Source organism: Undibacterium umbellatum (assembly GCF_014284125.1).
Classification (GTDB): Bacteria; Pseudomonadota; Gammaproteobacteria; order Burkholderiales; family Burkholderiaceae_D; genus Undibacterium; species Undibacterium umbellatum.
This window is the reverse complement of the sequence record NZ_JACOFX010000002.1, coordinates 410,023-425,488: the sequence shown is the minus strand read 5'-3', so window position 1 is coordinate 425,488 and position 15,466 is coordinate 410,023. Positions and strand designations below refer to the sequence as shown.

Sequence of the window (15,466 nt, the reverse complement as noted above, 5' to 3'; positions counted from 1 at the left end):
CCTCATTAGTATCTGTTTTTATCGCGCTATCTTTATTCCGCCGTGCTTAGTACGGCAGGCAGATAAAAAAATAAGTGCCGGAATCCAGGATTCCGGCACTTATCAGCTCACAAGATTACTTGAATTTGTAATCCACAGTGATCTGGAAGTAACGACCAATGACGTCATGCAAGCCAGTGACAGCTGCAATCGCCTGCGATGATGTAGCACTTGGCGCAAACGGCGGCATGCGGTCCAGTACGTTCCTGATCGCGAAGCTCAGCTTCAAGTCTTTCATCAGGCCAGTATAGCTACCACCGACGTTGAAGGTCGTGAAGGATGGGATATCCTTGCACAGGTTGGCATAACCCTGGGTTTCGAATACACATGGCTGTGTAAAGTCACCATTAGAAGACATGTGACCGATATGCACTGCATCGACAGAGGCTTTCCATGCTGCTTTTTCCCAGCCTATGCCAGCAGTAGCCTGAACACGGGGTTGATTACGTGTACCTGCATACTCGATTGCAGCTGTTTCAGGGGATGGTGCAGATTTATAAGAGTGGTTGTAAGTCACTTTCATATTCGGCGTGATACGGCCATATTCACCCAGGTTGAATTTGGTGTTGATGTCCAGATCCAAACCACGTACCTGTGTCGTCGCCACGTTAGTCAGCAACAATCTGAGGTTGCTAATTTCACCAGCAGTCGCACCAGCGGCCCTGTCAGCGGCGGTCAAGGGATCACGTGTAATGACAGCTGCAGGGTTGCCTGCATAACGGCCAGGATTTGCCAGGACCGTCGTCAAATCAAATGTGGAAATTTCATCCTTGCGTTTGATTTGCCAGAAATCCAGGCTGGCATTCAACCATGATGTTGGCTCCCATACCAGACCCAGGGTAAAGCTGTCTGCAGTTTCAGGTTTCAGGTTGGGGTTGGAACCACTTTCATAAGCACTGCTCCATTGGCAACCGTTTTTGAATTTGTCATTGCAACGCTCAGGATCGCGATAAGACAGGAAAGCCTTCAAAATCTGGGTTGAGTTTTCTACCAGAGTCGGTGCGCGGAAACCGGTTGCATATGTACCACGTACCAGCAAAGTTGGATCAGCATTCCATTTCAAACCGACTTTTGGTGTGGTTGAACTACCATAATCAGAGTAACGGTCATAACGTGCTGCAATCTGACCTTCCAGAGTCTTGAAGATAGGTATGGACAATTCAGCATAGGTAGACGCGATATTGCGGCCACGCTTATAGCCTGGTTCTGATTGCGCGGTATGATACAACTCGCCATCGATAGACAATTGGGAAGGGTTGACTTCCAGGGTTTCGCGACGTGCCTCAACACCGACAGCGATGGACATAGGGCCGGCTGGCAATTGCATCACTTCACCAGATACTTTTCCATCCCACATATACATGCCGGACTTGAAGTTATTAGAAGAACCTGTCACGATTTTTTTGTACAAATCAGCATTTTGTGCTGAGCTGCCAAACAGGAAAGTACCGTTATTGTAGGCTTCGATAAATGGCTTGGACAAGATACCGGCCGTGGCTTTGGATTCAACCTTGCTGGTGTTGAACATCAGCGCAGTTTCCCAATCCCAGTTCGCATACGTGCCTTTCAAACCAGCCAGGTAACGGCCAAAATCCGTGGTATTTTCCAAACCTTGGCCAGGAAAATCTTTCAGGGAAGCGCGTACACGCACAGAGCCATTACCGCCCGCCAGTGTCTTGCCAGTCACTGGATCGATCAACTCTTTAGGGTACTGCGGGTGGGTAATAGGCAATGCTCCTGTAGGCTGACCATTCTGACCTGCAAACCAGTGTGGCAAACCTGTTACGGTCGCCTTATTCTGGTTGTACATGATTTCTGCAAATGCACTGGTGTCGGCATTGATTTGCCATGTACCACGGCTGGTCAAACCGACACGGTCAGTTTTGCCGCCAGAGTTAACCGATGCATCTTTCAAGTCATCAAATACACAAGCATTACCTACTGTGCCAGCACCAAAGAAGATATCAGCAGGAACCAGGTTATTGGGAGCACAATTCTTGTCCAGGGTTTGTGAAACAAATTTACCTGTAGCTTTGTCTGTCCAGTAGATATTGCCCGGGAATGTGTACAGCGAGCGGTTATCTTTATAGCCATAAGGACGCAAGTCCAGTGTGCTCAGGTAATCATCGCGCTTGCTGATAAACATAGGCTTGCGCTGACGAATATCCAGGGTGGCATAAACATTGTAGTGATCTTCCACCAAGCTACCGAAACCATAGCTCAGGCTGGTACGGACTTGTTCACCGTCATTTTTTTGTGATTGAGAAATAGAGCCGCTTATTTCTGCGCCCACGAAACTGTCACGCAAGATGATGTTCACCACACCTGCCATCGCTTCTGAACCGTAAATCGCCGATGCGCCATCTTTCAAAACTTCGATACGCTCAACCGCACCAACCGGCACGGAATTCAAATCGACGAAAGTGGTTTGATATTCTGGTTGTGCGTAGGCGGCCAGACGGCGGCCATTGATAAGTACCAATGTTGCCTGGCTACCGATACCACGCAAATTCAGACCGGATGCGCCGGCGGTAAAACCATTGGTACGGTTTTCGTCAATACCACCCTGGTTGGCAGAAATGGTTTTCAATACTTCAGTCAGGGAAGTAGCGCCACCACGTACCAGCTCATCACGGGTAATAACTTGTACCGGAGATGCTGTTTCGTAGTTGATACGTTTAATTTTTGAACCAGTCACTTCCACTTTCTGGATTTTTTCTGATTTCTTTTCATCCTCTTTAGTGGTGGTCACCTGTGCCAATACGCCTGTGGCGATAGAGAACAGACCTATGCTGGACAATGCAAATGCGAGACGACTCAGCTTCATGAATTACCTTTCTATTTTAATTTTTCAATGCAAGCGCGAACTTCCAGGAACGATTGCGCTTCATTTTTGCTCAAATTTTATTCGGCATAGTTGTCATTTTCATCCCTTGAAAATGACAATCTCCCTTACTTCACCGGATATATCTGCTTGCAAAAACATAAGGTTCTTTGGAAGAACAGTGATTATGAACTGTGACATTATGTAACATGTTTAGTTTTTCTTAATGAGTCCCAGTTTTCATCCTCGACATTTTTAACAATTGGGAATATTGTTTTTGATTAGCCCTAAAAATATGTGTTTTTTATGGAATTTTCTGCGTAACCAGAATTATGTTTTTAAAAATTGCATATTGAGCAAGCATTAAAATATATTTAGCACTGTTGTTTTTTCGTACTTAAGCGGGAACTTTTCGCTGAGGAAAAAAAATAGTGCAAACTATTTAAGGCCAATTCGTTACACCTGCGCCCATAAAAAAGCCCGTGCAATGCACGGGCTTTTAACGTTTAAATAATTTACTCAATAAATTATATAAATAGCAGATATTATTTACATCATTAAACGCCAGTCCTGACCAGTGAAGCCTTCAGCACTTCATTCAAGGTTGCCAGGCTCTCCGACAAGTGAGCACGCGCTTCTGCACTCATAGGCTTGCCGACCGCAGCACGGATAGCCACCAGCAACTGATTCGCCTGTTCTCTTTGCAGGCTGCGGGCGTCTGCAGGAGTAGTTGCTGCTGGTTTCAACAAGGCATTTGATAAACGCTTCAGATGCTCGCGTTGCAGATTACGACGTGCAGAAACGATGTCGGCACCACTGGACAATTCACTCCAGATACTGGTTTGCAAAGTGCCGTACAGTTCATGCAGGGAAAGCATTTTCTTGGGATCGCGCAGTTTTTCTGCTGCGTTGAGCATGCGTTGGGCAACGACATCCGACATCAACTGATCCAAAGCTGCTGTCTGCAAACCCAGCAAACGAGCAGAAATGGAAATGTCGTTACGGTTGGCGCGCTGAAAATGATCGACCCCCATACGACTCAATAATTCAGGTGAGAAGACAAAGCTCTTCGCGGTGAACAAACTGTCAGAAACTAGCTTCAAGGCCTGACGCTGGCGCTCTGCGGCGATCGGTGTGTACGTTGCACGACCTGTACCAGCATGATCACGCAAGAAGGTAGTGCCGCCAACGAATTTGGTCGCTACTGGCATGGTACGGGCAAATTGACCGAAACCATACTCAAAACTGCGGCGCAGGGTTTCATAGCTATCGCCAGTCTTGAGCTGTCGAGTTTGCAGCCTGTCCCATAATTCACGCGAAATTGTCAGGCGCTTTTGGATATAAGCCAGCGGATCTGAACCCAGATCAAAGACGTTGACATCGGGGTCGGATACCAGCGTTCCCATGGAATCCTCGTCTGTGCCATAGGCCAGCAAAGGTTCCGTAGAGCGCGATGCGATACGGGCCAGTTCTTCTTTTTCTTTATCCGCGTCGACAGGCTTGTAAGCATACTCAATCGCCCAATAATCATAAGGTCCCAGGGACGACATCACATACTCCCCCTGAGGCTCGCCCTTGGTCGCCAGGTTGAAAGGGACATAATCCATGATGGAGCCAGCCATGCCATTGACTTTGGTAAAGGCCGGATCTTGCAATTGCTTCAAGGTATAAATCGTGGAAGAGCGGAAGTTGTGGCGCAAACCCAAAGTGTGACCGACTTCATGCATGATCACATCTTTTACATAGGCTTGTGCCAGCGCTTCAGCCTTGGGGCTATCCATGTCGACTTCACCACGGGCGTCCAGCAAATCCATGGCGAAACCCATTTCCATCGATGCCTCATGAGCAAAATTGCATTCACCGTGGGCGTGGCCTGACATGGCATGTGCCTGCGCATCCTCACCTATCATACGGCGTGCGCCACGGGCGAACACATCTGACATGCCAATATCTGCATCCAGGATTTCACCACTGCGCTCATCGACACGCGAAGGGCCAATGGCGAAACCGACATCCGCACCGACAAACCAGCGTATCGAGGCATGACGCGCATCCATGGTGTCGAAATTGTCTTTTTCGGTTTGCTGTTTCGCCACAACAGCGTTTTTGAAACCTATCTTTTCAAATGCCTTGTTCCACTCCAGTACACCTTCGGTAATGGACTTGCGATATTTTTCTGGTACGTTTTTATCCAGCCAGTAAACAATAGGCTGTTTGGGTTCAGATAAGGCCGCTGCCGGGTCTTGCTTTTCCAGACGCCAGCGATTGACGAAATGGCGTGAAGTCTTGGGCTTGATATCTTCGGTGAAATCGTAGCTGGTCGTGACAAAGTGCCCTAAGCGGTCATCTGCAAGACGTGAGCGCATCACTTCTGCTGGCAAGGCTGCGAAATTAAAATAAAAGCCTACAAAGAAACTACGTGGATCAGGCGTCGTTTGTGGTGGCGTAGGCATAGGAACTGGTGGCGGCACCAGCGGCGCAGCAGCAATGCGTGGCGTGGCAAAGTGCGCATTGACGAAGAAACCAGCCAAAGACTCATCTGCAGTCAATTTACCGAAACTGGTATTCGGCTTGTCCAGTACATACATAGTACGGTAGGCAAATTCCAACCTTGTTGAGTAAGCAGGAATATCGTTGAACAGCAAGGTACTGGCATCTACCAAGATGCCTTTAGAATCACTATTCGGAGAACTCAAGACCGGAGCACTGGCCAACAAACTATCTGAAAAAGCCTGGGCGACGGCCAGAGCCTGAGGAGTGCCTGGGGTGGCATAAAATTCTGTATTCCTGGCCAGCAATTGCACCTGATTGCCGATTCTTTTGAATACCGCCTGATAACCACGGCCCATCTGGCTACCATACAAACCACGTTCACCTATGCTATTGGGAATATTGTAAGTAAACAGGAAGGGCTTATCAAATTGCTCAGGACGGATTTCCATCCATACCTTGTCGTCTTTCTGATACAGATTAAAAAAGCCCTTGAGCTCTTTTGCATCCTTAATGATATCTTTGAACGGGCGCAAACCCGGCGCTGGTGCAGGTGCAGCAACTGGCGCAATTGCAGGTGTTGCAGCGGCGTTGCCATTCGTTGCAGGGCTTGTTGCAGGAGGTGTCTGAGCAAATGCAAGCTCACTCATGGCACACAACAAAAGGAGTAGGGTCTTTTTCTTGAAATGTACTTCTTTTGGCAATTTCATATTTTTTCCTGGTTATTTGTTTAGACAGTAGTACATGTATTTATCAGAAGCACATGCACGACTAAGCTCATAGGCCTGCTTTTACGTTACAAGCTGTTACAAGTTGCAGGAACTTATCAGCAGCTGCGATTTTTGCAGAAATCTTTAAATTTGAAAATTTTTTCGCATTTTTGAAAATCCATGCGAATCAGAAAATTCCCATGAATTGGTGGCATTTTCTTTCAAATAGTTCATTTTCTCTTCATTTTATAAGCTTATTCATGAAAATTATATGGAAATGCATGCATTTGTAAAACGATCACATAATTTCAATTTCATGAAAAATTAGAAATTAAATTTTCATTTCTTGTCGCCGTCAAACAACAGCTAGTCAGAAATTGGTAACAAATGCTTTCCCCCGAAGGTATTTTATTTACATAATAAAGTTCTGTTTGATTCATTGCCTTTCATTTCCTCCGCGCAAATATAGAGAAGAAAGATTTGGTGAAAACTCATCAGACAGCAGTACAGAAAAGTTTGGAAATTCACAAAATTTTTGTAACTTTGACCTGGCTGCTTAAACGGATCCGGCACCCGATTGCATCTGGTCTATCAACAAAGAGGGAACAATAATGATATTTAAAGAAAAAATAGGCGTGCAGTCAGTGCGCCTGGCGCTCAGCGTATTTGCTGGCTCCATGCTGATCGGGGGCTACGCCCACGCTCAGACTGAAGCACCACAACGTATTGAGATTACCGGCTCGAACATCAAACGTGCTGATAAAGAAGGTACTTCACCTATACAAACCATCACTGCTAAAGAAATCAAGCAAAGTGGTGCAACGACGGTGCTGGAGTTGTTGAAAAATGTCCCATCCATGGGTACAGGCGGTTATAACGATACGCCAGATCAAAATGGTTTCTCCCGCGGCGTTGCTACAGCATCCCTGCGTGGCCTGGGTTCTACCTCGACACTGATCCTGTTGAATGGCCGTCGTATGACGCCATCTGCGTATGCGAACCCAAACAATGGTCAGTCCACACTGTATGATCTGAACAGCATCCCGATTTCAGCAATCGAAAAAGTAGAAATATTCAAGGATGGTGCCTCTGCAATTTACGGTTCTGATGCGGTTGCTGGCGTTATCAACTTCATTACCAAACGCGATTATCAGGGCGGCGAAGTTTCAGCCAATATCAGCGCCAATGACGACCGTGAGTTTGGTCGTCAAAACGTCAATGGCACGATAGGTTTCGGTGATTATTCCAGCCAGGGTTACAATGTTCTGTTTGCGGTTGATTACAGAAAACAGAATGCGACAACAGTCCAAAATGGCTCCAATGATATCGAAGCGAAACTGTATTCTGACATCAACTTCCGTCTGAATCCTTACAGTAGCAGCATCTCCAATCAGGCATTCTTTTATAAAGAACGCACACCTGGTGCCCTGTCGTTCTTTACCACTGGCGCGACTGTCATCAACCAAACTAATTGCGATGCATCACGTAAGCTGGTAGGCGGCCCTGAGCATAACATTGCTGCCACTAGCGTACTTCGTGGCCGCACTTTCTGCAACTACGATCTGGAAGCCTTCACCGACGTACAAAGCAAAGGTGATGACGTCAACTTCATGACCGTGGGTAACCTGAAGATCAATGACAAGCTGTCGGCTTTTGGTGAATTTGCTTACACAGACTCCAAACGCGTCTATCGTTCTCCGGCACGTAGCATTAGCGGCACCTCACCTACCACGAACTTCCTGGTTGGTGGTCTGGCAACACCTTTCCAGGCAATTTTACCGGTGGGCCACCCTGACAATCCGAACAAGGACGCCCGTTCAGCAGTTGCTTATCGCTTCGAGAACTTAAAAACTGGTACTGATTTGCAAAATGAAAGTGCACGCCTGGTCGCTGGCTTGAAGGGCAGTATCTCTACTTGGGACTGGGAAAGCGCCGTACTGTGGAATCGCTCCAAACGCAACGAAGTAGCTCATGGCTTCCTTTACCTGCCTACACTGCGCAAGTTAATTACAGACAACCGCTCTTTGGCTTCATTGGCTGCGGATCCAACCATCAGTCCTGATTTAACCAATATTGGCACTGCTGAGATTACCCAATGGGATGGCAAGGCAACAACTGAGTTTGGCTCTCTCGGCGGCGGTGCAATTGGCTTCGCGGCTGGTTTCGAGTTACGCCAGGAAAAACTGAAGATCGATCCAGATCCTATCAATGCGCGTGGTGACATACTTGGCTTGTCGACGACAGCAATCAACGCACAACGCAATGTGTCATCTGCTTTCCTTGAGTTCCGCACACCATTCCTGAAAAACTTTGAAATGGATTTTGCAGGCCGCTACGATAAATACCCAAGTTTCAAAGGTAATTTCGTACCTAAGGTTGGCGCAAAATGGACAGTCACAGATGGTTTGGCTTTCCGTGGTACTTATGCCGAAGGTTTCCGCGCTCCAGCGTTGTCACAAGTTGCTGCCGGTGGTGCCCAGTTCTTCCTGAACGGTACAGTTGACCCTATCCGTTGCCCAAATGGTGCAAATCCAGTTGCAGGTGCAGAACAGGCTGATTGCTCCAAGAGCGTTTCCGGTGTAGGCGGTGCCAATCCAGAACTGAAGCCAGAAAAGTCCAAGAGCTATGCTTTAGGCATGATTTACTCTCCCTCATCCAATTTTGACGTGGTTATTGATGCCTATAAACTGCGTCAAGAAGGTGAAGTTGCTCTGAGTAGCTCAACTTTCCTGTTGGAACATCCTGCCGATTTCCCAGCGGACTATATAGTACGTGATACTAATCCACTGAATCAGTTGAAAGATGCCAACGGTAACCCTATTCCGGGTACTGGCCCATTGCTGGCTGTCAAAACTCCTTGGGTAAATCAAGGTAGTACTGAAGTGAGTGGCGTAGACGTTGAGCTGAAATTGCGCAACAACCTCGGTGAAAATGGCAAGTTGACGACTTCTTTGAAATCCACTTACCTGATTTCATATCGTCGCGCAGAAGCACCTGGTGATACGGAAAGAAATGCTGTTGGCACCAATGGTGGCCTGAATGACTGGGCGACTTCTGTTGGATCCATTCCACGTTTGCGCGCCTCCCTGACCAGCGTCTGGGAAAAAGGCCCACATACTGTTTATGGTACATTGCGTTTCACAGACAGCATTGCACAATATCGTCGTTACGATAATGAAACGACCTATCCTGTGCCGTACTGCCACTACGGCTCTGGTCAGCCAGCAAGTGCAACTTCGATCCAGCTCCAGCCAAACTATAACAAGTACTTCCCAGACTGCCAAATGGCGAGCTGGACTACTTTGGATTTAGGTTATAGCTACACTGGTATCAAGAATCTGACACTGGGCCTGAATATCAGGAACATTACAGATTCAAAAGCACCGTATGCTCCTGGTTCCAACACCAGTACAACAGTACAGCAAGGTTATAACACAACTTTGCATAACAACTTCGGTCGTTATTTCACATTGTCAGCAAGATACGTTTTCCGTTGATTGGGTGACGTAGTGTAATGAATAAACGCCTCGAACTCCGGGGCGTTTATTTTTAGTGCCACTTCATTTTCATTTTAAATTTTATGGGAAAACAAATGAATCACATGCTCACATCCGTGTTCCGATGCATTTCAGTCGGGGCAATTATCGTAAGCAGCCTGACTTTGCCAGCATATGCTGATGGCACGTCAGAGCGCATCCCGGTAGAAAAGTTTTTCAAGAGCCCACAAATCAATGGGATCCGCTTTTCGCCGGATGGAAAATATTTAGCAATGATTTCCGCTGGTGCCAATGAGAGATTAAATCTTGCTGTCATGGATCTCACTAGCCGCACTCCCAAGATCCTGGCACAGTATGAAAAAAGTGACGTCACTTTCTTTTCCTGGGTGAACAATAATCGATTGGTATTCGGTATTGGCGATAGAAAGCTGGGGGATGGTGAAGTCTATAAAGGTAGCGGTCTATTCGCTGTCAATAAGGATGGCTCAGAATTTCGTCAACTGATAGAAACAATGGGGAGTTCTGGCAAATTTCGCGTACTGACTGCGCGTCATTACTTTGTCAGTTCGACAGGTGTGGAAAATTCAGACGATGTATTCGTCGCTCATGGTAGTGGAACCAGGCAAAATCCGACGGCCAGCATCTTGAAATTAAATACGCTGACTGGCTATAACGAAATCATACAGACGCCGCCCAACTCCACCGGAGTTCTAGCAGATATGTCAGGCGAAGTGCGTATTGCCATGACAAATCTGGATGAAATAAGTGGTGTCCAGTACAAAGATCCGAACACCAAGCAATGGCGCAAGCTCATAGAATATAACGGCAGAACAGAAGATGGTTTCTCTCCAGCATTTATCGCACCTGATGGCCAGCTCTACGTGACTGCGAATCAGGGGCAGGATACCAAATCTGTGTATCGCTACGATCTCGAAAAAAATAAGATTGATGCCAACCCCATTATCTCCGCCAAAGGCTTTGATTTTTCAGGCGGTTTTATTTTTAACAAAAAACAGAACAAGCTTTTGGGCGTGCGCTATGAAACGGATGCACCAGGCGTGACGTGGCTTGATGAAAAATACAAGGCGATACAAAAGAAAATCGACGAAAAATTGCCTAACACTGTCAACATGCTGACCATCGCCGAAGGCGATGAAAGTAGCGTCGTTCTGGTCAGCTCATTTTCAGACATTCACCCTGGATCGACGTTCTTGTTCGACACCAAGACAGAGCAATTCACCGCGATTGGTGACAGCTTGCCTGAAGTCGATTCCAAAAAAATGTCTTACCAGGATTTCTTCCGCATCAAGGCACGTGATGGCATGGAAATCCCGGTTTACCTGACCTTGCCGCGTAACAGCACAGGTAAAAACCTGCCCATGGTGGTCATGGTGCATGGCGGTCCGTATGTGCGTGGTGGTCGCTGGGGCTGGAATCCACAGACCCAATTCCTGGCCTCGCGCGGCTATGCGGTCCTGGAACCAGACTTCCGTGGCAGTACAGGCTATGGCAATAATCTGTTCAAGTCTGGCTGGAAGCAATGGGGACTGGCCATGCAGGATGACATCACCGATGCCACCAAATGGGCGATAGAAAAAGGCTATGCCGATGCCAACCGCGTTTGCATCGCCGGTGCCAGTTACGGTGGTTATGCAGTACTGATGGGATTGATCAAAGACCCGGACCTGTATCGTTGCGGTATCAGCTGGGTCGGCGTATCTGATATCAATTTGCTGTACGACGTCACCTGGAGTGATCAGGATGGCAGCGCATGGCAGCGTTTTGGTATGCCTATCCTGATTGGTGACCAACAGAAGGATGCGGCACAATTGAAAGCCACTTCCCCTGCAGAGCAAGCTCACAGGCTGACCAAGCCCTTGATACTTGCCTACGGTATTGCTGACAGGCGTGTACCTCTGATACATGGTGAGAAATTCAAAAAGGCAGCGCCTGCAAATGCCAAAATTGAATGGATCACATATAAGGAAGAAGGCCATGGCTGGCGTCTGCTGAGAAACAACGTTGACTTCTGGACTAAGGTAGAAAAATTCCTGGATGAGAATACAGCGGTCAAATAAGCTGAAATGATGCAATTAAAAATCCACGCTCATCAGCGTGGATTTTTTTTACGTAGGGCAAAAGCATTCAACCTCGCGGATGATGTTCTGCATGCAGTTTCTTCAAGCGTTCGCGCGCCACGTGCGTATAAATTTGTGTCGTTGAAATATCTGCGTGGCCGAGTAATAGTTGCACTACTCGCAAATCAGCGCCATGATTCAAGAGGTGGGTAGCAAACGCATGGCGCAGGGTGTGTGGTGATAAATGCGTAGTGATATTTGCCTGCAAGGCATATTTTTTGATGAGTATCCAAAACATCTGCCTGGTCATCGCCCCACCGCGTGCTGTCACGAACAAGGCGTCATCAATCTGGCCGTTCAGGATGGCGGGCCTGCCCTCGCGCAGATAACGCTCCATCCAGGCCCTTGCCACTTCACCAAATGGCACCAGCCTGGTTTTGTCACCCTTGCCGGTAATGCGCAAGACGCCTTCATTGAGCCCGACTTCTATCGAACGCAAACTAACCAGTTCGCTGACGCGCAAGCCGCAGGCATATAGTAATTCCAGCATGGTTTTGTCACGCAAGCCATGCGGATTGCTGTCATCCGGGGCTTGCAACAAGGCGACAACCTGCGCTTCGCTGAGGGTCTTGGGCAAACGGTGTGCCTGCTTGGCGGATCGCAATTTACTACAGGGGTTCTGGCTGACCAGATTCTGGCGGAAGGCGAGCAAGTAAAAACGCTTGAGCACACTCATGCGCCGGTTGGCCGAGCTGGCCTTGGAAGTCTCGTGTTTTGTCGCAATATAGGTATTGATATCAGCGTGGCTGACTTCATACAAATGCTTGCCCTGCTCTACATGCAGATATTCGGCAAACAGGCGCATATCGCGGCGATAGGCTTCTATGGTGTTTTTTGCAAGTCCATCTTCCAGCCATAAGGCATCACAAAACTGGTCGATTTGCCCTGTCAATTGTTCAGGCAGAATGACAGGTAAAGGCTTTATTTCCACAATGCTTCCTGGGTGAACCCTGCGACACCTTCATGCGTCAGCAACCAGCGCTTCACACCAAGGTGAAATCCTGTCTCATCATCATGATGGGCAAAACCACCCAGACCGCCAGCGGCAGTGACCCGATGACAGGGTATCACTAAGGGATACCAGTTGGCACCACAAGCTTGACCTACTGCACGTGGTGCCGAGCGTATGTGTTTGGCAATCTGCCCATAAGTCAGCACCTGACCACGCGGTATGGAAGAAATCGCTTGCCAGACTCTGGTTTGAAAGGCTGTACCAGCCAATTTCAAGGGCAGCGTGAATTGAAAGTCGGGATCTTGTAAATAACTTGCCACTTGTTTTGCAGCTTTTTCAGCCACCTTGTCAGCAGGCGCTTTTTCCTGGAAGCGTGGCGGCAGATACACCAGTTCACTGACGTGCTGGCCTTCACAGCGTATGCCTACGGCACCGAAAGGTGCTTCAACGATAGCAGAGAAAAAGCCTGATTCTTTGGATTCTTTATCCAGCATGGGTTTCCTTTTTGACAAAGAAAAAAAGGCGCATCATTCGATGCGCCTTTAAAACGTCTTTCGCGTTTTCGGCTGTTTAGTGTATGCGATTTTTAACATCTTCACATTCACTCAGCTTGTAGTAAAAACGCGCGTCTCCTCAGTGTGTACGGTATTGTTACCGTTATTTTGCACTACCGCCTTTTAAACCTGTGTGCTTTTTACTATTGTTTTTGTCTTGCAGAAATCTGAACTGCCGTGAATATAGCATGACAAGTTTTGGCTTTCAAAATAAAAATGACACAAAACGGTGCACTGTTGCAGATATGTGAAAATTGATCATAATCCTAAAAAATGTGCTAGGCAAGACCAATTTTAATTCTGCCAAAATAAAAATTGCCGTATTTCCTTGCGGGAAACACGGCAATTTCTTTTAAACTTTTGCTAGTTTACGTTGTTTAACTCATTTGTAAATCAAATTTGGCAACCACATCGTGATTTGCGGTACGTAAGTAATGAGCAGCAGGAAGCCTACCATTGTCATCAACCATGGCAACACAGCGATGGTCAGCTCGGTAATCCCCATTTTGGTGATTCCTGAAGCGACATACAAATTCAGCCCTACAGGTGGATGACACATGCCTACTTCCATGTTCACCACCATGATGATGCCAAAATGTACAGGATCGATACCCAGCTTCATGGCGACCGGGAACAGGATAGGCGCCATGATCAGGACGATGGAAGATGGCTCCATGACATTGCCAGCCAGCAGCAACAGTATGTTCACCACCAGCAGGAAGCTGATCACACCAAAGCCCTTATCCATGATCCAGCCAGCCATGGCTTGCGGGATATTTTCACTGGTCATCAGGAAAGAGAACAATACCGCATTCGTGATGATGTACAACAGCATCGCCGACATGGCCGCAGAGTCCAGCAAGACCTTGGGTACTTTCTTGATAGTCATGTCCTTGTACACAAACACGGCAACAACAAAGGCATACACGGCAGACACTGCAGCGGCTTCAGTCGGGGTGAACATGCCGGAATAAATACCGCCCATGACGATCACGATCAGCAGCAAGCCCCAGGCACTCTTACGGAAAGCGGCCCAGCGTTCTGCCCAGCTTGCCTTGGGCATGCGTGGGTAATTATGCTTTTTCGCCAAGAACCAGGTCGTCAAACCCAGGAGGAAGGCCAGCATCAAGCCAGGTATCACACCCGCCATGAACAATTGGCCAACTGAGGTATTGGTAGAGACCGAATACATCACCATGACAATAGAAGGCGGTATCAAAATGCCCAGCGCACCAGAGGTAGTGATCACACCTGCACCGAAGCCTTTTGGATAGCCCTGTTTCACCATCGCTGGCAAAATGATGGAGCCAATCGCTACCACCGTTGCTGGTGACGAACCGGATACCGCTGCAAACAGTGCGCAAGCCATAACGCCAGCCAGCGCTAACCCACCGTGCCAGTGGCCGACCATGGAAGCGGCAAAATTGATCATGCGCCGCGCCACCCCGCCATGGGTCAGGAAATTGCCTGCCAGGATAAAGAAGGGGATCGCCATGATCTCAAACTTCTCTATACCCGTGAACAACTTCAAGGCCACCGATGCGATTGGCACGTCGGTCATGGCGAACAGGAAGGTCAATACCGTCAGACCCAGCGATATCGAAATCGGCATGCCTGTCAGCATCAACACTAACAGCAAGATAAATATAATCGCGGCGTTCATGCTTTCACCTCATCTTCCAGGCCTTCAACGTGGGCATGATCATGCTTGGGTAATTCACCAGTCTTGATGAAAGTCCAGGCAACTTGCAAGAAACGGAAACACATCAGGTAAGAACCCAGCGGTATCGCCAGATAGACCCACCACATCGGGATTTCCATATCGGCTGAAGTCTGTTCAGTATGCGACATTTCCCAGACAAAACTGGCACCCAGGGTACCAACGATACCAGTGAACAAGGCACCAGACAGCAAACCCAGAACAACAAACTTGTTGTGCCATTGCGGATTCATTTTATTGATCAGTACGTCAACACCTACGTGGATGCCGGTACGCACACCATAAGCTGCGCCAAACTTGGCCATCCACACAAACATGTAGATAGTCAGTTCCTGCGCCCAACTGGTATTAAGCTTCAGCAACGCATCTTGCAAACCAGGTATGGCAAAACCCGAGAGATAGCGATGTACTACTGCAACAAAAATGACTAGTGTGGCCGCCCCCATAAGGGTAGCGATCAGCCATTCTTCAAGGTGATCGAGAAATTTCATAAAAGCTCCTGAACTGGGAAGCAGAACGCCGACCCGGAACCATGCGCGAAT

At 47.9% G+C, this 15,466-nt stretch carries 8 protein-coding genes; 2 read left to right on the top strand and 6 right to left on the bottom strand.

The window, feature by feature from the left end:
• Nucleotides 1-115: 115 nt before the first annotated feature.
• Together H8L47_RS06375 and H8L47_RS06370 are read right to left on the bottom strand one after the other, a co-directional pair.
• Nucleotides 116-2,866 carry a TonB-dependent receptor gene (locus H8L47_RS06375; RefSeq protein ID WP_186952440.1) on the bottom strand — a complete coding sequence of 917 codons (2,751 nt, stop codon included), beginning with the start codon at nucleotides 2,864-2,866 and terminating at the stop codon, nucleotides 116-118.
• Nucleotides 2,867-3,420: 554 nt separating this feature from the next.
• Complete coding sequence (locus H8L47_RS06370) at nucleotides 3,421-6,063, bottom strand: zinc-dependent metalloprotease (protein WP_186952438.1); 2,643 nt, start codon at nucleotides 6,061-6,063, stop codon at nucleotides 3,421-3,423.
• A gap of 611 nt (nucleotides 6,064-6,674) precedes the next feature.
• On the opposite strand from H8L47_RS06370, the gene H8L47_RS06365 reads away from it, so the two are divergent.
• Together H8L47_RS06365 and H8L47_RS06360 are read left to right on the top strand one after the other, a co-directional pair.
• Nucleotides 6,675-9,560 (top strand): TonB-dependent receptor domain-containing protein, encoded by a 2,886-nt coding sequence (locus H8L47_RS06365; protein ID WP_186952436.1) that lies wholly within the window; start codon nucleotides 6,675-6,677, stop codon nucleotides 9,558-9,560.
• A 95-nt stretch (nucleotides 9,561-9,655) separates the two neighbouring features.
• Nucleotides 9,656-11,638, top strand: coding sequence for a S9 family peptidase (locus H8L47_RS06360; protein WP_222616428.1), 1,983 nt, complete (start codon nucleotides 9,656-9,658; stop codon nucleotides 11,636-11,638).
• A 67-nt stretch (nucleotides 11,639-11,705) separates the two neighbouring features.
• On the opposite strand, the gene xerD is transcribed toward H8L47_RS06360, so the two are convergent.
• The 4 genes from xerD to H8L47_RS06340 form a co-directional block, all read right to left on the bottom strand.
• Nucleotides 11,706-12,629 carry a site-specific tyrosine recombinase XerD gene (gene xerD, locus H8L47_RS06355; RefSeq protein WP_186952433.1) on the bottom strand — a complete coding sequence of 308 codons (924 nt, stop codon included), beginning with the start codon at nucleotides 12,627-12,629 and terminating at the stop codon, nucleotides 11,706-11,708.
• Nucleotides 12,620-13,144 (bottom strand): methylated-DNA--[protein]-cysteine S-methyltransferase, encoded by a 525-nt coding sequence (locus tag H8L47_RS06350; RefSeq protein WP_186952431.1) that lies wholly within the window; start codon nucleotides 13,142-13,144, stop codon nucleotides 12,620-12,622. Before H8L47_RS06350 ends, xerD begins: the two co-directional genes overlap by 10 nt.
• Before the next feature lie 442 nt (nucleotides 13,145-13,586).
• The gene (locus H8L47_RS06345; protein ID WP_186952429.1) at nucleotides 13,587-14,867 is read right to left on the bottom strand and encodes a TRAP transporter large permease; all 1,281 of its coding nucleotides are present in this window, start codon (nucleotides 14,865-14,867) and stop codon (nucleotides 13,587-13,589) included.
• On the bottom strand, nucleotides 14,864-15,415 hold the full coding sequence (locus H8L47_RS06340) for a TRAP transporter small permease (RefSeq protein WP_186952427.1): 552 nt from the start codon (nucleotides 15,413-15,415) through the stop codon (nucleotides 14,864-14,866). Before H8L47_RS06340 ends, H8L47_RS06345 begins: the two co-directional genes overlap by 4 nt.
• Nucleotides 15,416-15,466 lie beyond the last annotated feature (51 nt).

Bases quoted from the DNA above. Each gene is read 5' to 3' on its own strand.
- H8L47_RS06375 (WP_186952440.1), bottom strand. From the start codon at position 2,866: ATGAAGCTGAGTCGTCTCGCATTTGCATTGTCCAGCATAGGTCTGTTC.
- H8L47_RS06360 (WP_222616428.1), top strand. From the start codon at position 9,656: ATGAATCACATGCTCACATCCGTGTTCCGATGCATTTCAGTCGGGGCA.
- H8L47_RS06350 (WP_186952431.1), bottom strand. From the start codon at position 13,144: ATGCTGGATAAAGAATCCAAAGAATCAGGCTTTTTCTCTGCTATCGTT.
- H8L47_RS06340 (WP_186952427.1), bottom strand. From the start codon at position 15,415: ATGAAATTTCTCGATCACCTTGAAGAATGGCTGATCGCTACCCTTATG.
- H8L47_RS06370 (WP_186952438.1), bottom strand. From the start codon at position 6,063: ATGAAATTGCCAAAAGAAGTACATTTCAAGAAAAAGACCCTACTCCTT.
- H8L47_RS06365 (WP_186952436.1), top strand. From the start codon at position 6,675: ATGATATTTAAAGAAAAAATAGGCGTGCAGTCAGTGCGCCTGGCGCTC.
- H8L47_RS06345 (WP_186952429.1), bottom strand. From the start codon at position 14,867: ATGAACGCCGCGATTATATTTATCTTGCTGTTAGTGTTGATGCTGACA.